Annotated in this window: 12 protein-coding genes and 1 pseudogene; 7 read left to right on the top strand and 6 right to left on the bottom strand. The window is 72.3% G+C overall.

Annotation, left to right across the window (positions count from 1 at the left end):
* Positions 1 to 51: 51 nt before the first annotated feature.
* Entirely contained in the window at positions 52 to 1,785 is a 1,734-nt protein-coding gene (locus ACFVVO_RS28300; protein ID WP_390058573.1) for an ABC transporter ATP-binding protein, read from the top strand.
* Positions 1,785 to 3,767 carry an ABC transporter ATP-binding protein gene (locus tag ACFVVO_RS28295; protein ID WP_390058572.1) on the top strand — a complete coding sequence of 661 codons (1,983 nt, stop codon included), beginning with the start codon at positions 1,785 to 1,787 and terminating at the stop codon, positions 3,765 to 3,767. The genes ACFVVO_RS28300 and ACFVVO_RS28295 overlap by 1 nt, the downstream gene beginning before the upstream one ends.
* A 38-nt stretch (positions 3,768 to 3,805) precedes the next feature.
* Here ACFVVO_RS28295 and ACFVVO_RS28290 read toward each other — a convergent pair.
* The 5 genes and pseudogenes from ACFVVO_RS28290 to ACFVVO_RS28270 all read right to left on the bottom strand — a co-directional run bounded on the left by ACFVVO_RS28290 (position 3,806) and on the right by ACFVVO_RS28270 (position 10,992).
* Positions 3,806 to 5,085: pseudogene (locus ACFVVO_RS28290) on the bottom strand (RNA polymerase sigma factor).
* Positions 5,086 to 5,220: 135 nt separating this feature from the next.
* Entirely contained in the window at positions 5,221 to 7,128 is a 1,908-nt protein-coding gene (gene dnaG, locus ACFVVO_RS28285; RefSeq protein ID WP_390058570.1) for a DNA primase, read from the bottom strand.
* Between the two features lie 127 nt (positions 7,129 to 7,255).
* The gene (locus tag ACFVVO_RS28280) at positions 7,256 to 8,521 is read right to left on the bottom strand and encodes an NAD(P)/FAD-dependent oxidoreductase (protein WP_390058568.1); all 1,266 of its coding nucleotides are present in this window, start codon (positions 8,519 to 8,521) and stop codon (positions 7,256 to 7,258) included.
* Positions 8,522 to 8,599: 78 nt separating this feature from the next.
* Entirely contained in the window at positions 8,600 to 9,952 is a 1,353-nt protein-coding gene (locus ACFVVO_RS28275; RefSeq protein ID WP_390058566.1) for a deoxyguanosinetriphosphate triphosphohydrolase, read from the bottom strand.
* A gap of 173 nt (positions 9,953 to 10,125) precedes the next feature.
* Positions 10,126 to 10,992 (bottom strand): sirohydrochlorin chelatase, encoded by an 867-nt coding sequence (locus ACFVVO_RS28270; protein ID WP_390058564.1) that lies wholly within the window; start codon positions 10,990 to 10,992, stop codon positions 10,126 to 10,128.
* A 171-nt stretch (positions 10,993 to 11,163) separates the two neighbouring features.
* Here ACFVVO_RS28270 and ACFVVO_RS28265 point away from each other — a divergent pair, with 171 nt between their 5' ends.
* A complete protein-coding gene (locus ACFVVO_RS28265; protein WP_390058562.1) occupies positions 11,164 to 11,841 on the top strand; it encodes a vancomycin high temperature exclusion protein in 678 nt (225 codons plus the stop codon).
* A 103-nt stretch (positions 11,842 to 11,944) separates the two neighbouring features.
* A complete protein-coding gene (locus tag ACFVVO_RS28260; RefSeq protein WP_390058560.1) occupies positions 11,945 to 14,089 on the top strand; it encodes a molybdopterin oxidoreductase family protein in 2,145 nt (714 codons plus the stop codon).
* A gap of 31 nt (positions 14,090 to 14,120) precedes the next feature.
* Here the strand turns inward: ACFVVO_RS28260 and ACFVVO_RS28255 are convergent, their stop codons facing one another.
* Positions 14,121 to 14,552, bottom strand: a complete 432-nt coding sequence (locus ACFVVO_RS28255; RefSeq protein WP_390058558.1) for a gamma-glutamylcyclotransferase family protein — start codon at positions 14,550 to 14,552, stop codon at positions 14,121 to 14,123.
* Between the two features lie 140 nt (positions 14,553 to 14,692).
* Between ACFVVO_RS28255 and ACFVVO_RS28250 the strand changes: the two genes are divergently transcribed.
* The 3 genes from ACFVVO_RS28250 to ACFVVO_RS28240 all read left to right on the top strand — a co-directional run bounded on the left by ACFVVO_RS28250 (position 14,693) and on the right by ACFVVO_RS28240 (position 18,096).
* Positions 14,693 to 16,342 (top strand): M4 family metallopeptidase, encoded by a 1,650-nt coding sequence (locus ACFVVO_RS28250; protein ID WP_390058556.1) that lies wholly within the window; start codon positions 14,693 to 14,695, stop codon positions 16,340 to 16,342.
* Between the two features lie 394 nt (positions 16,343 to 16,736).
* Positions 16,737 to 17,318, top strand: a complete 582-nt coding sequence (locus ACFVVO_RS28245) for a hypothetical protein (RefSeq protein ID WP_390058554.1) — start codon at positions 16,737 to 16,739, stop codon at positions 17,316 to 17,318.
* A 157-nt stretch (positions 17,319 to 17,475) separates the two neighbouring features.
* Entirely contained in the window at positions 17,476 to 18,096 is a 621-nt protein-coding gene (locus ACFVVO_RS28240; RefSeq protein ID WP_390058552.1) for a class F sortase, read from the top strand.
* Positions 18,097 to 18,170 lie beyond the last annotated feature (74 nt).

Genomic DNA, 18,170 nt, shown 5'->3' with positions numbered 1-18,170 from the left:
GGGCGAAGGGCACATCGACCAGCCCCTGTCGCCGACTCCGAGAGACGTAGCGTGCTCATACGACTTCTGCGTACCTATCTCAGACCCTATAAAAAACCCATAGTGCTCCTGGTGCTGCTGCAGTTCCTGCAGACCTGCGCCACCCTCTACCTGCCCACGCTCAACGCCGACATCATCGACAACGGTGTCGTGAAGGGTGACACGGACTACATCCTGTCCTCCGGTGCCCTGATGATCGGCATCTCGCTGGCGCAGGTCGTGTGCAACATCGGCGCCGTGTACTTCGGTGCCCGGACCGCTTCCGCGCTCGGCCGGGACGTGCGCGGCGCGGTCTTCGACCGGGTCCAGTCGTTCTCCGCCCGTGAGGTCGGCCACTTCGGCGCGCCCTCGCTCATCACCCGAACGACGAACGACGTGCAGCAGGTCCAGATGCTGGTCCTGATGTCGTTCACCCTGATGGTGTCGGCGCCCATCATGTGTGTCGGCGGAATCGTGCTGGCGCTCGGTCTCGACGTGCCGCTGTCCGGGGTGCTCGTCGCCGTCGTGCCGGTGCTCGGCATCTCCGTGACGCTGATCGTGCGCCGGCTGCGGCCGCTGTTCCGGTCCATGCAGACGCGCCTGGACACGGTGAACCGGGTGCTGCGCGAGCAGATCACCGGCAACCGGGTGATCCGCGCCTTCGTCCGGGACGAGTACGAGCAGGGCCGGTTCGGGAAGGCGAACGGCGACCTGACCGAGATGCAGCTGGCCACCGGCCGGATGCTCGCCCTCATGTTCCCGATCGTCATGACGGTGGTGAACGTGTCGTCCATCGCTGTGGTCTGGTTCGGCGCCCACCGCATCGACAGCGGCGGGATGGCGATCGGCGACCTGACCGCGTTCCTCGCCTATCTGATGCAGATCGTCATGTCCGTGATGATGGCCACCTTCATGTTCATGATGGTGCCGCGCGCCGAGGTGTGCGCCGAGCGCGTCCAGGAGGTCCTGGGGACCGACTCGAGCGTGGTGCCGCCGGTCGCCGCGGTGACCGAGCTGCGCCGGCACGGGCATCTGGAGATCCGGGGCGCGGGCTTCCGCTATCCGGGTGCCGAGGAGCCGGTGCTGAAGTCCATCGACGTGGTGGCCCGGCCGGGCGAGACGACCGCCGTGATCGGCTCGACCGGCAGCGGGAAGTCGACGCTGCTCGGCCTGGTCCCGCGGCTGTTCGACGCCACCGAGGGCGAGGTGCTCGTGGACGGCGTGGACGTCCGCGACGTCGACCCCGAGCTGCTCGCCGGGACCGTCGGGCTCGTGCCGCAGAAGCCGTACCTGTTCGCCGGGACGGTCGCGACCAACCTGCGCTACGGCAATCCGGAGGCCACCGACGAGGAGCTGTGGCAGGCGCTGGAGGTGGCGCAGGCCAAGGACTTCGTCACCGAGCTGGAGGGCGGGCTCGACGCGCCGATCGCGCAGGGCGGCACCAACGTCTCGGGCGGTCAGCGGCAGCGGCTCGCCATCGCCCGCACGCTGGTGCAGCGCCCGGAGATCTACCTCTTCGACGACTCCTTCTCCGCGCTGGACTACGCCACCGACGCGGCACTGCGCTCCGCGCTCGGCCGCGAGACCGCCGAGGCGACCGTCGTGATCGTCGCCCAGCGGGTGGCCACCATCCGGGACGCGGACCGGATCATCGTGCTGGACGAGGGACGGGTGGTCGGCACCGGCCGGCACCACGAGCTGATGGCGACCAACGAGACCTACCGGGAGATCGTGCTCTCCCAGCTGACGGAAGCGGAGGCCGCCTGATGGCCGGGCCCATGGGACGCATGATGGCCGGGGGCGGCCCACCCGACCAGCGCTCGATGGACTTCAAGGGCTCGGGCAAGCGGCTCGTCGCCCAGTTCAGGCCCGAACGGGTCACCATCTGCGCCCTGCTGCTGTGCGTGGTCGTCAGTGTGACCCTCAGCGTGCTCGGCCCGAAGATCCTCGGCAGGGCCACCGACCTGGTCTTCGCCGGCATCGTCGGCCGGCGGATGCCGGCCGGGGCCACCAAGGAGCAGGTGCTCCAGTCGATGCGCGAGCGCGGCCAGGGCCGGATCGCGGACATGCTCAAGGGCACCGACTTCACCCCCGGCCAGGGCATCGACTTCGGTGCCGTCGGGCACGTGCTGCTGCTCGCGCTCGGCACCTTCCTGGTCGCCGGTCTGCTGATGGCGGTCGCCACCCGGCTGGTCAACCGGGCCGTCAACCGCACCATGTACCGGCTGCGCGAGTCCGTGCAGACGAAGCTGTCGCGGCTGCCGCTGTCGTACTTCGACAAGCGCCGGCGCGGTGAGGTGCTCTCCCGGGCCACCAACGACATCGACAACATCGGGCAGACGCTGCAGCAGTCGATGGGTCAGCTCATCAACGCGGTGCTGACCATCATCGGCGTGCTGGTGATGATGTTCTACGTCTCCTGGCTGCTGGCGCTGGTCGCGCTGGTGACCGTTCCCCTGTCGTTCGTGGTCGCCACCCGGGTCGGCAAGCGGTCGCAGCCGCACTTCGTGCAGCAGTGGCGCACCACCGGCAAGCTGAACGCGCACGTCGAGGAGATGTACACCGGGCACACCCTGGTGAAGGTGTTCGGCCGGCAGGAGGAGTCGGCGAAGCAGTTCGCCGAGCAGAACGACGCGCTGTACGAGGCCGCGTTCCGGGCGCAGTTCAACAGCGGCGTCATGCAGCCGCTGATGATGTTCGTGTCGAACCTGAACTATGTGCTGGTGGCGGTCGTCGGTGGCCTCAGGGTCGCGTCGGGCGCGCTGTCCATCGGTGATGTGCAGGCCTTCATCCAGTACTCGCGGCAGTTCTCGATGCCGCTGACTCAGGTCGCGTCGATGGCGAACCTGGTGCAGTCGGGTGTCGCCTCGGCGGAGCGGGTCTTCGAACTCCTGGACGCGGAGGAGCAGGAGGCGGACCCGGTGCCGGGCGTGCGGCCCGAGGAACTGCGCGGACGGGTGTGCCTGGAGCACGTGTCGTTCCGGTACGACCCGGAGAAGCCGCTGATCGAGGATCTGTCGCTGACGGTGGAGCCCGGGCAGACGGTGGCGATCGTCGGCCCGACCGGTGCGGGCAAGACCACACTGGTCAACCTGCTGATGCGGTTCTACGACGTTTCCGGCGGGCGCATCACGCTGGACGGGGTGGACGTGCGGCGGATGTCCCGGGACGAACTGCGGTCCGGCATCGGCATGGTGCTGCAGGACACCTGGCTGTTCGGCGGCACCATCGCGGAGAACATCGCCTACGGTGCCGGAGTGGAAGGGGGTGCGCGAAGCGCACCCGATCAGGGTGGTGGCGGGCGACGGGCGGGCGTCACCCGGGGCGAGATCGAGGAGGCGGCCCGGGCGGCCCACGCCGACCGGTTCATCCGCACCCTGCCCGACGGCTACGACACCGTGATCGACGACGAGGGCTCCGGGGTCAGCGCCGGTGAGAAGCAGCTCATCACCATCGCGCGGGCGTTCCTGTCCGACCCGGTGATCCTGGTGCTGGACGAGGCCACGAGTTCCGTGGACACCCGTACCGAGGTGCTGATCCAGAAGGCGATGGCCAAACTCGCGCACGGGCGGACGTCGTTCGTCATCGCGCACCGGCTGTCGACGATCCGGGACGCCGACACCATCCTGGTGATGGAGAACGGCTCCATCGTCGAACAGGGCGCGCACACGGAGCTGTTGGCGGCCGACGGGGCGTACGCCCGGCTGTACAAGGCGCAGTTCGCCCAGGCCGTGGCCGAGGTGGACTGATCCGTGGCGGGGGCCGCTCACGCCGCGGGCGGCCCCGGTCAGTCGAGGTAGCCCCGCAACTGGTCCGCGAACGTGTGGTCCCGGAGCTTGTTGAGGGTCTTGGACTCGATCTGCCGTATCCGCTCCCGGGTCACGCCGAACAGGCGCCCTATCTCCTCCAGGGTGCGTGGGCGGCCGTCGGCCAGGCCGTAGCGGAGCTGGACGACCTTCCGCTCGCGCTCGCCGAGGGTGGAGAGCACGGCCTCCAGATGCTCCCGGAGCAGCAGGAAGGCGGCCGACTCCACGGGGCTCGCGGCGTCGCCGTCCTCGATGAGGTCGCCGAGGGCCACCTCGTCCTCCTCGCCGACCGGGGCGTGCAGGGACACCGGCTCCTGGGCGAGCCGCAGCACCTCGCGGACCCGCTCGGGCGGCAGGTCGAGCTGGGTGGCGACCTCTTCGGGGGCGGGCTCGTAGCCGCGTTCCTGCAGCATGCGGCGCTGGACGCGGACGACCCGGTTGATCAGTTCCACCACGTGCACGGGCACCCGGATGGTGCGGGCCTGGTCGGCCAGGGCACGGGACATGGCCTGCCGGATCCACCAGGTGGCGTAGGTGGAGAACTTGTAGCCCCGGGCGTAGTCGAACTTCTCCACGGCCCGGATGAGCCCGAGGTTGCCCTCCTGCACCAGGTCGAGCATGGTCAGACCGCGGCCGATGTACCGCTTCGCCACCGACACCACGAGCCGCAGGTTGGCCTCGATCAGCCGGCGCTTGGCCATCCGGCCGATGACGACGAGCCGGTCCAGGTCGTGCGCGAGCCGGCTGTCCAGGTCGGGGGTACTGCTCAGCTTCTCCTCGGCGAACAGCCCGGCCTCCACCTTGCGGGCGAGGTCGACCTCCTCGGCGGCGGTGAGCAGCGGGATGCGGCCGATCTCGCGCAGGTACTGGCGGAACAGGTCCGCGGACGGGCCGGCGGTCTCGGTCCGCCCGGCGACCGCGGGCCCCGCGGGCTCGGCGGGCTCGGCGGCCTCCTCCGGCTCCTCCGTCAGCGCCTCGGCGGGCGGCTCCGCCGGCTCACCGGTCTGCTCCTGGGCCGCCTCGGGGTGGCCGAAGGCGCGGCTCTGCGGGGGGACGGCCACGAGGACTCCGGACTCCGCGCCGGGCCCGTCCGCCGTGGCGCCGGCGCTGCTGTCGGTCTGGGTGAGGGTCTGGGTCTGCACGGGGGGCGACCTCCAGGATGATCGCTGCTCGGAGGGTTGCGGCAGCGGTGCTTCGGGAGCGGAGAGTCGACGGCATGCGCTCCTGGGGCAGGCACCGGGGGCTCGGGCACCGCCCCCAGTGTGGGGTAAGACACATCCCTGCCACGAGGGTCGTGCGGTGACTTTTTGCGTCCGGTCCGTGACTCGGCGGTTACCCGGCTCGCCGGACTATGCGACTGGCAACTGCGGACCGCCGGGGCTCGTGGGGCGGCCCCTCACAGTGCTGACGCGCCCCGTTCGCGCAGGGCCTGGTCGTACTGCTGGAGGACCCACATCTCGTTCTGCACGGCGGCCAGTTGGGCCGGGTCGCCGCCGGTGGACAGGCGGGTCAGCTGGGACTGGATGTCGTGGATGCGGCGCTCCACGGCGCGGCGGCGGATCTGCACCAGCACCGTGCCGGCGTACGTCTCGTCCACGGTGCGGCGCAGGATCGGCTCGACGGCCAGTTCGGTGACCATGGCGCGGGCGGTGTCGTCGGGCGCGGCGTCCCGGACGCGGACCAGGTACTCCTGCCCGTCCTCGACGCCGTACTCGGCGCCGCCGGCCTCCGCGATGGTCTGACGTACGGCGGCGTAGGGCGGCGCGGTGAACTCGTCCACGCCGTACGCGTCGAAGGCCGGGGAGACCAGGTCGGGGCGCTGGAGGGCGAGCTTGAGCAGCTCGCGCTCGGCGGCGTAGACGGGGTTGCGCAGGGTGAGGGCCGGGCCGGACGGGCCCGCGGTGCGGGGCCCGGTCTCCCACTGCTGCTGCGGGCCGCGGGGCTGCTGCTGGGGCCCTCCCTTGCCGCGTTCACGGGCCCAGCGGGCGAGCTGGGCGACCCGCTTGACCACGAACTGGGTGTCGAGGATGCCGAGCATCCCGGCCAGCTCGACGGCGACCTCGTGCTGGGCGCCGCTGTTCTTGATGCGGGCGACGATCGGGGCGGCCTCGTCCAGGGCGGCGGCCCGGCCGGCCGGGGTGTCCAGGTCGTAGCGGGCGACGATCTGGCGCAGCGCGAACTCGAAGAGCGGGGTGCGCGGTTCGACCAGGTCGGCGACCGCCTCGTCGCCCTTGGCCAGGCGCAGCTCGCAGGGGTCCATGCCGTCGGGGGCGATGGCGATGTAGGTCTCGGCGGCGAACTTCTGGTCGTCCTCGAAGGCGCGCAGGGCCGCCTTCTGGCCGGCCGCGTCGCCGTCGAAGGTGAAGATCACCCGGGCGGAGCCGTTGTCCATGAGGAGCCGGCGGAGGATCTTGATGTGGTCGCCGCCGAAGGCCGTGCCACAGGTGGCGATGGCCGTGGTGACCCCGGCCAGGTGGCAGGCCATGACGTCGGTGTAGCCCTCGACGACGACGGCCCGGCTGGTCTTGGCGATGTGCTGCTTGGCCAGGTCGATGCCGTACAGGACCTGGGACTTCTTGTAGATCGCCGTATCGGGCGTGTTCAGGTACTTCGGGCCGTTGTCCGCCTCGTACAGCTTGCGGGCGCCGAAGCCGACGACCTCGCCGCCGATGTCCCGGATGGGCCACATCAGACGGCCGCGGAACCGGTCGATGGGGCCGCGGCGACCCTCCTGGGCGAGGCCGGAGAGGAGCAGTTCCTTGTCGGTGAAGCCCTTGCCGCGCAGATGGCGGGTGAGGTGGTCCCAGCCCTGGGGGCTGTAGCCGACGCCGAAGTGGACGGCGGCGGCCTGGTCGAAGCCGCGCTCGGCGAGGAAGACGCGGCCGGTCTCGGCCTCGGCGCCGTTGGCGAGCTGTTCGGCGTACCACTGGGCGGCGATCTTGTGCGCCTCGACCAGGCGGATGCGCTCGCCGCGCTGGTGGGCGGGGTTGTACCCCCCCTCCTCGTAGCGCAGGGTGATGCCGGCCTGGGCGGCGAGCCGCTCCACCACCTCCGAGAAGGAGAGGTGGTCCACCTTCATGACGAAGGTGATGGTGTCGCCGCCCTCCTGGCAGCCGAAGCAGTGGAAGAGTCCCTTGCTCGGGCTGACCTGGAAGGACGGCGACTTCTCGTCGTGGAAGGGGCAGAGCCCCTTGAGGTTGCCGCCACCGGCGTTGCGCAGCTGGAGGTACTCGGAGACCACGGCGTCGATCGGGACCGCGTCCCGTACCGCCTTCACGTCCTCGTCGTTGATCCGTCCTGCCACGATGCGATTCTACGGGGCCGGACCGACACTCCCCGGCGCGCTGCCCGGCTCCCGGCCGGGGGTCCGGGGGCTGCCCCCCGGAAATCGCGGCACGGGGCTCGTGCGACGGTCCCGGCGCCCGCGGAGATCAGGAACCGAGGCCGTCCAGGGGCACGTGGGGGTCGGCGAGCGCGTCCGTGTCCACCCGGGCCCCGGAACGGATGAGGTTCTGGATGGGCTCTGTGACATCCCACACGTTCACGTTCATTCCGGCCAGGACCCGGCCTTCCCGGACCCAGAACGCGATGAACTCCCGCTTGCCCGCGTCGCCCCGGATGACCACCTCGTCGTACGACCCGGGCGGCGCCCAGCCGCTGTACTCCATGCCCAGGTCGTACTGGTCGGTGAAGAAGTAGGGCACGCGGTCGTAGGTGACGTCCTTGCCGAGCATCGCGCGGGCGGCGACCGGGCCGCCGTTCAGGGCGTTGGCCCAGTGCTCCACGCGGAGCCGGGTGCCGAACAGGGCGTGCGGGAAGGAGGCGACGTCGCCGGCCGCGTGGATGTCCGGGTCGGACGTCCGCAGCCGTTCGTCCACCACGACCCCGCCCCCGTGCGCCCGGTCGGCCAGTTCAAGACCCGCGGCCTCGGCGAGGGCGGTCCGCGGGGCCGCGCCGATCGCCGCGAGCACCGCGTGGGCGGGGTGCTCCTCGCCGTCGTCGGTGCGGGCGGCGAGGACCACACCGTCCTGGCCGACGATCTCGGTGAGCCGCACCCCGAAGCGGAAGCGGACGCCGTGGGCACGGTGCAGCTCCGCGAAGACGTTGCCCAGCTCGGGACCGAGGACGCCGTGCAGCGGGGTCGACGCGGGCTCGATCACGGTGACCTCGGCGCCGTACTCGCGGGCCGCCGCCGCGACCTCCAGGCCGATCCAGCCGGCGCCGGCGATCACCAGGTGCCCGTTGTCCCGGCCGAGCGCGGCCAGTACGCCCTTGAGTCGCTCGGCGTGGGCGAGGCGGCGCAGATGGTGCACGCCCGCCAGGTCGGTGCCGGGGATGTCGAGGCGGCGGGGTTCCGCGCCGGTGGCGAGCAGCAGCTTGTCGTAGTGGACGAGGGTGCCGTCGTCGCCGAAGCGCACGGTCTTCGCGGCGCGGTCGATCCGGTCGACGGTCTGGCCGAGGTGCAGCTCGACGTCGTTGCGCGCGTACCAGGCGGGCTCGTGCACGAAGACGCTGTCCCGCTCCTCCTTGCCGAGCAGATAGCCCTTGGACAGCGGGGGTCGCTCGTACGGGTGGTCGCGCTCGTCACAGATCAGTATCACCCGGCCGGTGAAGCCCTCCGCACGGAGCGTCTCGGCCGCCTTGGCGCCGGCGAGGCCGCCTCCGACGATGACGAATGTCTGATCCGCGTCGACCACTTGATGCCTCCTCGTAAGGGTGCCGCCATATGCGAGCGTCCCGCACTGGGCGTGCTGCGGGAAGAGGGAGTGCCCCGATCAGGCCACTGGGGGGGCACTTACCCGCTGGATATGCCCCGTCAGTCTCGCGTGCAGCGAGCGGGCGGAGGCGTCGGTCAGGGAGGCGATCTGGTCGACGATCACCCGCTTGCGCGCGTGGTCGTCGGGCGCCTCGTCGAACAGGGCCCGGAACTGGGGGTCGAGGCCGTCCGGCGCGCGGGCGGTGAGCGCCTCGGCCAGCTCGGCCACGACCACCCGCTGGTCGGCGCGCAGCCGCTCCTGCTCGGCGCGCTGCATGACGTACCGGTCGGCGACCGCCTTGAGGACCGCGCACTCCATGCGGGTCTCGCGGGGCACGACGAGTTCGGCGCCGTAGCGGGTGAGCCGGCCGCCGCCGTACGCGGCCCGGGTGGCGCCCTCGGCGGCCAGGCAGAACCGGCCGATGAGCTGGCTGGTGGCGTCCTTGAGGCGGGCCTGGGCGACCGCCGTGCCGTTGTAGCCGTGCGGCCACCACTCCTGGTCCTGGAGCCGGTCGAGGGCCTCGGCGAGCTCGGCGGGGTCGGTGCCCGCGGGGACGTACCGGCCGACGGCGACCTCGAACACCGCCTGCCGCTCGGGTTCGGCGTGCAGGCAGTTCGGGTCGAGGTGGCCGGCGTGCAGCCCGTCCTCGACGTCGTGCACCGAGTAGGCCACGTCGTCCGCCCAGTCCATGACCTGCGCCTCGAAGCAGGTGCGGGAGCCGGGGGCGGTCTTGCGGACCCAGTCGAACACCGGGCGGTCGTCCTCGTACACGCCGAACTTCACGGACGCCGGGTCGGTGGGATGGGCGCTGCGCGGCCAGGGGTACTTGGTGGCGGCGTCGAGGGCGGCGCGGGTGAGGTTGAGGCCGACGGAGCCCTCGGGGGTGAACCGCTTGGGCTCGATGCGGGTGAGCAGTCTGAGGGACTGGGCGTTGCCCTCGAAGCCGCCGCAGTCGTCGGCGAACTCGTTCAGGGCCTGTTCGCCGTTGTGGCCGAAAGGCGGGTGGCCGAGGTCGTGGGAGAGGCAGGCCGCTTCGACCAGGTCGGGGTCGCAGCCGAGGGCGGCGCCCAGCTCACGGCCGACCTGGGCGCACTCCAGGGAGTGGGTCAGGCGGGTCCGGGGACTGGCGTCCCAGGCCTGGATGGGGGTCCCCCCGCTCGAACGAAGTTGAGAGTGGGGGAGGGTCCCCGGTGTGACCACCTGGGTCTTGCCGGCCAGGCGGCGCAGGGCCGCGGAGTGCAGGATGCGGGCGCGGTCGCGCTGGAAGGCGGTGCGGCCCGGTCGTTTGTCGGGTTCGGGTGCCCAGCGTTCGACCGACGTCGGATCGTAGGCCGAGAGGGGTGCGGTGCCGGTACCTGCGGTGCCTTCCATGGCTCGACAGTACGGTGCGGTGGTGACAATCGGGGCGTGCCGGGCGCCTGAGCGTCTGCCGGGGTGTGTCGAGTCGCGGGTGCGGGTGTGTTGTGGCCCGGTCGCGCCCACGCGGCGGAGCCGCATGTCGATACGGTCCCGCGCCTCTGAGGGTGTTTCCGCCACCCCTGGTCTCAGGCCGACGCCAGGTCCGCCTCCGTCAGTGCCTGTGTCCGGTCGTAGCGGTGCAGGACCAGGCGGGCCATCGCCTCGTGGGCGCCCAGGGGCTCCGAGGCGATCCAGAGTGCCTGGCGGGCGCACTGTGTCGCGAAGCGGCCGGGGGCCGTGAAGCAGGAGGCGATCGCCACCCGGTGGCGGCCGCGTGCGGCGAGTGCCCGCACCGCGGTGTCGACCGTCGGGGTGGCCGCCGAGGCGTAGGCCGGGATCACGGGGACGCCGAGACGGTCGGCGAGCAGGCGGGCCGTGCGGCGGGTGTCGGTGGCCGAGTCGGGGTCGCGGGAACCTGCCGCCGCGAGGACGACCGCGCCCGTGCGGCGCGTGGCGGCGTCCTGAGCCGGGGGCCAGCCTGCCTCCAGCAGGCGGGCGTGCAAGGTGTCCACCAGGAGCGGGTGCGGGCCCAGCGGGGCGGCCACGCGCGTGCGTGCGGGCGAGGCGGCGGCCATCTCGGGGATGTCCCGCTTGACGTGGTAGCCCCGGCCGAGGAGCAGCGGTACGAGGATCGCGGGGGACGCTCCGAGTGCGGCCAGGGTGTCCGGGAGCAGGGGCTCGTTCAGCTCGATGTGGCCCAGGTGGACGGGGAGGCCGGGGCGCTGCTCGCGCACCCGGTCCCGCAGGGCCCGTACGGTCCGCAGCGCGCGCGGGTCGCGGCTGCCGTGGGCGACCAGGACAAGGGCCGGCGGGGCAGGGGCAAGGCGGCGGCGTCCGCTCGGCGACACGAGCCCGAGCCGGTCGGCGAGCCGGCTGCTGATGCTGTTCATGAGGTGCGCCGCGCTGTCGAGGTGGAGGGTGGGCTCGTCGCTGGGAGGGTTCGACGCCGTCATGGAACGATCCTGACGTCGGTTCGTTGCGCCGCCGTTGCCGGACGGTCACGGGTATTTTCCGCGACTTCACCTCGTACGGATGCACGATGTGAGGGCGAATCGGAGCGTCGAGGCGAACCGGATCTCCGTGAGCCGCGTCCTCCTGGTCGGAACCGATCACGGGGGGACCGCATGAAGACGCGCCGACCGCGGCTGCCGCGCACCCGCAGGGGGTGGCGGCGGCTGGTGCAGGCCGTGATGTCCGGGTGCGTGCTGGCGCTGCTGCCGGCGACCTGGCTGTACGTGTCGACGGCGGACCGGCTGCGGACCGCGGCGGACGTGCCGCGCACCGAGGTCGCGGTGGTGTTCGGGGCCGGGCTGTGGGACGGGGAGCCGTCGCCGTACCTCGCGCACCGCCTGGACGCGGCGGCCGGGCTCTACCGGCAGGGGCGGATCGAGGCGGTCCTCGTCACCGGGGACAACAGCCGCAAGGACTACGACGAGCCCGACGCCATGCGCGCCTACCTGACCCGGCACGGGGTGCCGGACGCGCGCATCGTCAGCGACTACGCGGGCTTCGACACCTGGGACTCCTGTGTGCGGGCCAGGAAGATCTTCGGGGTGGACCGGGCGGTGCTGATCAGCCAGGGCTTCCACATCCGGCGGGCGGTGGCGCTGTGCGAGGCGGCGGGGGTGGACTCGTACGGCGTCGGGGTCGACGCCAAGCACGACGTGACCTGGTATTACGGCGGCACGCGCGAGGTGTTCGCGGCGGGCAAGGCGGTGCTGGACGCGGTGTTCCAGCCGGATCCGCGGTTCCTCGGGCCGAAGGAGCCCGGCGTCACGCGGGCGCTCGCGTCCGGCCGGTGACCGGGGCCTCACGGCGGGCGGGCGGGCACGGGGAGGTCGGCTTCCCGGCCGTGTAACAAGGAGCCGCCGCGGGCCGTAACACTCCGGAAGCACGCTGGTCGGCATGGAGACCACCTCGACGCCCACCCACTGCCCGTACTGCGCCCTGCAGTGCGGGATGAACATCACGCCCCTGCCCCAGGGCGGCGTCGGGGTGACCGAACGGCCGGACTTCCCGGTGAACCGGGGCGCGCTGTGCGGCAAGGGCCGTACGGCCGCCCAGGTGCTGTCGCCGGCGGCCCGGCTGACCTCGCCGCTGGTGCGGTCCGGGGGACGGCTGGTGGAGGCGGGCTGGGACGAGGCGCTGGACCGGATCGCCGGGGCCCTGTCGTCGGTGCGCGCGCACGGCGGGCCCGACGCGGTGGGAGTGTTCGGCGGGGGCGGGCTGACGAACGAGAAGGCGTACGGGCTCGGCAAGTTCGCGCGGGTGGTGCTCGGCACCTCGCAGATCGACTACAACGGCCGGTTCTGCATGTCCTCGGCGGCGGCCGCCGGCACCAGGGCGTTCGGCCTCGACCGGGGGCTGCCGTTCCCGCTGGAGGACATCCCGCGCACCGGCTGCGTCGTCCTGGTCGGCTCCAACCTCGCCGAGACGATGCCGCCGTCGCTGCGCTTCTTCAGCGAACTGCGCGACAACGGCGGCACGCTGATCGTCGTCGACCCGCGCCGCACCAAGACGGCCGAGCAGGCCGACCTGCACCTGGCGCCCCGGCCGGGCACCGATCTCGCCCTCGCGCTGGGCCTGCTGCACCTGGTGGTGGCCGAGGGCCGCACGGACGAGGAGTACATCCAGGAGCGCACGTCCGGCTGGGAGGAGGCCCGGGCGGCGGCGATGGCGCACTGGCCGGAGTACGTGGAGCGGATCACGGGGGTGTCCGTTCCACAACTGCGGCAGGCGGTACGGATGTTCTGCGAGCCGGAGTCCGCGATGGTGCTCACGGCGCGGGGGCCCGAGCAGCAGTCCAAGGGGACGGACACGGTGGGCGCGTGGATCAACCTGTGCCTGGCGACGGGCCGGGCGGGCCGTCCGCTGTCCGGGTACGGCTGTCTGACCGGGCAGGGCAACGGGCAGGGGGGACGCGAACACGGCCAGAAGGCCGACCAGTTGCCCGGCTACCGCAAGCTGGAGGACCCGGCGGCGCGGCGGCACGTGGCCGAGGTGTGGGGCGTGGACCCGGACAGCCTGCCCGGCCCGGGGCGCAGCGCGTACGAGCTGCTGGACGCGCTGGGCACGGACATCCGGGCGCTGCTGCTGATGGGGTCCAACCCGGTGGTGTCGGCGCCGCGGGCGGCTCATGTGGAGGAGCGGCTGCGCTCGCTGGACTTCCTGGCCGTGTGCGATGTCGTCCTCTCGGAGACGGCCGAACTGGCGGACGTCGTCCTGCCGGTCACGCAGTGGGCCGAGGAGACGGGTACGACGACCAGCCTGGAGGGCAGGGTCCTGCTGCGCCGCCGGGCCGTCGCCCCGCCCCCCGGGGTCCGCAGCGACCTGGAGGTACTGCACGGCCTGGCCACCCGCCTCGGCGTGGAGAAGGGCTTCCCGACCGACCCGGAGGAGGTCTTCGGGGAACTCCGCCGCGCCAGCGCGGGCGGCCCCGCCGACTACTCGGGCATCACCTACCGCCGCCTGGCGGACGAGAACGGCGTCTTCTGGCCATGTCCGGAGGTGTCGGCGCAGGGCGCCGCCGGTACGGCCACCAGGACCCCCGCACCGGACGGACCCGCCTCGCCCCCCGCCCACCCCGGCACCCCCCGCCTCTTCCTCGACCGTTTCGCCACCGACGACGGCCGGGCGCGGTTCGTCGCCGTGGCGCACCGGGCCAGTGCGGAGGAGCCGGACGCGGAGTATCCGCTGCTGCTGACCACCGGCCGGGTGGTGTCCCAGTACCAGTCGGGGGCGCAGACCCGCAGGGTGGCGGAGCTGAACGCGGCCGCGCCCGGCCCGTTCATCGAACTCCACCCGCGCCTCGCGGCCCGCCTCGGCGCGGCCGAGGGCGACCCGCTGGCGGTGATCTCCCGGCGCGGCCGCGCCGTGGCCCCCGCCCGCATCACCACGGCGATCCGCCCCGACACGGTCTTCATGCCCTTCCACTGGCCGGGCGAGGGCCGGGCCAACACCCTCACGAACCCGGCCCTGGACCCGACATCGAAGATGCCCGAATTCAAGACATGCGCGGTACGGGTGGAGCCCCTCGGGCCACAGGCCTAGAACGCCAGAAGGCCTCCGAGTCGAGTCCCCCTCAGCCGCGTTCCAGCCAGTCTCCGCCGGCGATCCGCCGCCCCCCGGCCCGCAGGCGGACGGCGATGGCGGGGGCCGCCAGGTAGACCCAGGCCCGGATTGTCGTGCCGTTGGGGCGTTCGATGGGGCGGGGGACCCGTTCGTAGAGGTTGTGGGGGTTGCCCGGGGTGTATTCCTCCAGGCGGTCGAGTTCGGTCAGGAGTCCGGCGTAGGACCGCGGTGACGCGGTGACGAGTTCGCCGCTGACCGTGCCGCCGGGCTCCTCGACGGCGTAGGGGTAGCCGGGGCCGTCGTACAGCGCCGCGCCCGAAAATCGTCCTGGTTCCGCCCGGTCCGTCCGGCCGCGCAGGAAGAGGTCGTGGTTGCGCTCGCCGGGGCGGAGGGTGCCGTAGACGAAGAACGGCAGGGGGTCCAGGGCGTCCGGAGTGGTCACGGAAACGATTCTCCTCCTGCGCTGCCTTCTCACACATCTCCATGAAGGCGCTATGGACATGACATGTCATGGCCCCTTAAATCTCAGTCAACACAGCGCCCCCGCCCCCACGCCTCGAAGGCGCCTCCCCAAGGAGACAGATGAGTCGGATACGTCAGCACGTCCGGGGTTCCCGTCGTCTCGCCACCGCCGGCGTCGCCGCCACCACGGCGACCCTCCTGGCCGCCGCGCTCTCCCCCGCCGCCCACGCCGACGGCCGCCCGACCCGGGCCACCGCCGTCGAGAACGCGGCCTCGGCCATCGTGGCACAGGCGAAGAGCCTCGGCCTGACCTCCGCCCAGGACACCAGCGTCCGGGACGTGATCGTCGACAACAACGGCACCCAGCACGTCCGGTACGACCGTACGTACCATCAGCTTCCGGTGCTCGGCGGTGACTTCGTCGTCCACCTGGCGCCGAGCGGTGACTACCGCAGCGCCGACCGCGCGACCAGAACCAGGATCTCGGTTCCCTCCACCACCCCGAAGCTGTCCGCGCCCAGGGCCGCCGACCTCGCGGTGAACGCCCTGCGGGCCGCCAACCTCGGCGAGAAGCTGCGGCAGGTGAAGGCCAAGCCCGAGCTGGTCGTCGACGCCCTGCACGGCGCCCCGAAGCTCGCCTGGCGCACCAACGCCGTCGGCCAGGACTCGCTCGGCAACCCGGTCGCCCGGACCGTGCTGACCGACGCCCGCACCGGCGCCCAGATCGACGCCTGGGACAGCATCGAGACGGCGACCGGCGACGGCAAGTCGCTGTACAGCGGGACCGTGCCGATGGAGACCACGCAGTCCGGCTCCTCGTACCAGCTGAAGGACCCGACCCGCGGCAACACCTACACCGGTGACGCCGAGGGCAAGACCGACCTGTGCTTCTTCGGGATCTGCTTCAGCCGGGCCCCGGCGACCCTGTTCACGGACGCCGACAACCACTGGGGCACGGGCAGCACCGCCGACCGCGCCTCGGCCGCCGTCGACGCCCAGTACGGCACCAACGAGACCTGGGACTACTACAAGAACGTCCACGGCCGCAACGGCATCGCGGGCGACGGCAAGGGCTCGTACAACCGCGTCCACTACGGCAGCAACTACAACAACGCCTTCTGGGACGACAGTTGCTTCTGCATGACGTACGGCGACGGTGACGGCAGCACCTTCGGGCCGCTGGTGGCGCTGGACGTGGCCGGGCACGAGATGAGCCACGGCGTGACGTCGAAGACGGCCGCGCTGACCTACTCGGGCGAGTCCGGCGGCCTGAACGAGGCCACCTCGGACATCCTCGGCACGATGGTCGAGTGGTACGCGAACAACTCCTCCGACCAGGGTGACTACCTCATCGGCGAGAAGATCGTGAAGCCGGGCTTCGGCAAGGCGGCCCTGCGCTTCATGGACAAGCCGTCCAGGGACGGCAGCTCCGCCGACTACTGGAGCTCGTCGGTCGGCAACCTCGACGTCCACTACTCCTCGGGCGTCGCCAACCACTTCGCCTACCTGCTGAGCGAGGGCAGCGGCGCGAAGACCATCAACGGCGTCGACTACAACTCGCCGACGTCCAACGGCTCGACGGTCACCGGCATCGGCCGGGACAAGGTCGGCAAGATCTGGTACCGGGCGCTGACGGTCTACATGACGTCCTCCACGAACTACGCGGGCGCCCGCACGGCCACTCTGAACGCCGCCAAGGACCTCTACGGCGCGGGCAGCGCGGAGTACAACGCGGTGGCCGCCGCCTGGAGCGCGGTCAACGTCAACTAGGTCCCGCCGATACGCGCGTTGGGCGGCCGTCCCGGTCCAGTGGGTACCGGGGCGGCCGCCCTCTTCGCGCGCCGTACGGCGCGGCCGGTCCGCTCCCACCCGCCGTGGCGGCCGGTGACGAGGCGGTGCCCGCCGCCACGCGGGTACCGGTCACCCGTTCACCCCCGCCCCGCGCTCCATTCGTGTGCTCTTCCCCGAGCCCCTCTCAAACGGCTCTGACCAGCCACGATTCGCCTTCGCTAGCCCGTGTGGGGGTCTTGCGCGCCACCCGTTCGGCACGTTCCTGAATGAACGTCAGGGAGCGCCGCGGCCCGACTGCGATTCTCCTCGGAAGGGCAGGGGCGTGCCCCTGAACGAGTCGGAGGAACGAGACGGACAAGCCCTGGGGAGCACCATGCGACGCACCGCCCGTCTGCTGACCGGTACCGCGCTCGCCGTGGCCACGGCGGGACTCGCCACGGCACCGGCCCACGGCAGCGCGGCTCCGGCGGCGGCTCGCCTGCGGGGCGCTCCGGCCGCGGCCGGGACCGACAGCCTGCAGGTGAACCCGTCCACCGCGGTGCCGGGCGGCCGGGTCACCGTGAACACCGCGGCGTGCGGCGAGAAGGGCACCGCGATCGCCGACCCGGGCGCGGTCGGCACCGGGACCTTCATGCTGGCGCCCGGCACGCACGAGGGTGAGGCGATCGGCGAGTTCCGGGTGCCACCGGGCGCCCAGCCGGGGACGTACGAGATCGTCGCGAAGTGCGCCGAGGGCGACCGGCAGGTCACGGGCGACCTGGTGGTGGCGCTCAGCACGGCACGGATGGGCGCGGAGCACGAGCAGGTGCGGCCGCGGGGAAGCGTGAAGACGGGGGTCGGCGGCGCACTCGGCACCGACCCCGTGCAGACCGCGGCGGGCGTGACGGCTCTGGCCGTCGCCGCCGCGGGCGGTACCTGGCTCCTGCATCGCCGGGCGAGAGGCGACGGGATCTGACGGACACCCTCCGCTGTCCGTCCGCCGGTACCGCACATCCCGCCCCCTCCGGGTCCGACGCCCCTCGCGGCCCGGAGGGGGAGGGGGTCCGCCCCGTGGTGGGCCGATCCGTTTTCGAAGGGCCCGTTCGGGGTGCGCCCCGGGGAGAGGGGATCTCATGCGCAGAGTCGGGGACACGGCCATAGCCGCCGTCACCGTGGTCGCCCTCGGCTCGGGGGCGTGGCTGCTCAGCGGCCCGGGCGTGACGCACGCGCCGCCGCAGCCGCCCGCCGCCGAGGGCCGGCCCGACCCGGGTGAGGAACGGCTCGGGGCCACCGCGCTGGCGCCCTCCCCGCCGACCCGGATACGCATCCCGTCGATCCGGGTGAACGCCCCGCTGACGGGCCTGGGCCTCACCTCCGCGGGCAGCCTGGACGTGCCGCCCGCCGGGAACAAGAACCTCGCCGGCTGGTACGAGGCCGGCACCACCCCAGGCGAGACGGGCACCGCGATCGTCGCCGGCCATGTGGACAACACCGAGGGCCCGGCCGTCTTCTACGACCTGGGCGCCCTGAAGCGTGGAGCCACCATCGAGATCGACCGGCGCAACGGCGGCGTGGCCGTGTTCACCGTGGACGCGGTGGAGGTGTACCCGGCCAGCGCCTTCCCCGACGACAAGGTGTACGGCGCGGCCGAGCGGCCCGAGCTGCGGGTCATCACCTGCGGCGGCGGCTATTCGAAGGCCACCGGCTACCAGGGCAACGTGGTGGTCTTCGCCCACCTGACCGGCAGCCGCTGACGACCGCCCCGGGGCCGGTGAAGCGGGCCCGCCCCGGCATCAGCGCACCTCACAGCCCTCCCCCGGCGCCCGGC

Origin of the sequence: Streptomyces sp. NPDC058145, from assembly GCF_042884245.1 — a bacterium.
Lineage (GTDB): Bacteria > Actinomycetota > Actinomycetes > Streptomycetales > Streptomycetaceae > Streptomyces.
This window is presented reverse-complemented; position numbering and strand designations above follow the sequence as displayed.

Bases quoted from the DNA above. Each gene is read 5' to 3' on its own strand.
- ACFVVO_RS28295 (WP_390058572.1), top strand. From the start codon at position 1,785: ATGGCCGGGCCCATGGGACGCATGATGGCCGGGGGCGGCCCACCCGAC.
- ACFVVO_RS28245 (WP_390058554.1), top strand. From the start codon at position 16,737: ATGCGACGCACCGCCCGTCTGCTGACCGGTACCGCGCTCGCCGTGGCC.
- ACFVVO_RS28265 (WP_390058562.1), top strand. From the start codon at position 11,164: ATGAAGACGCGCCGACCGCGGCTGCCGCGCACCCGCAGGGGGTGGCGG.
- ACFVVO_RS28275 (WP_390058566.1), bottom strand. From the start codon at position 9,952: ATGGAAGGCACCGCAGGTACCGGCACCGCACCCCTCTCGGCCTACGAT.
- ACFVVO_RS28270 (WP_390058564.1), bottom strand. From the start codon at position 10,992: ATGACGGCGTCGAACCCTCCCAGCGACGAGCCCACCCTCCACCTCGAC.
- ACFVVO_RS28260 (WP_390058560.1), top strand. From the start codon at position 11,945: ATGGAGACCACCTCGACGCCCACCCACTGCCCGTACTGCGCCCTGCAG.
- ACFVVO_RS28250 (WP_390058556.1), top strand. From the start codon at position 14,693: ATGAGTCGGATACGTCAGCACGTCCGGGGTTCCCGTCGTCTCGCCACC.
- ACFVVO_RS28240 (WP_390058552.1), top strand. From the start codon at position 17,476: ATGCGCAGAGTCGGGGACACGGCCATAGCCGCCGTCACCGTGGTCGCC.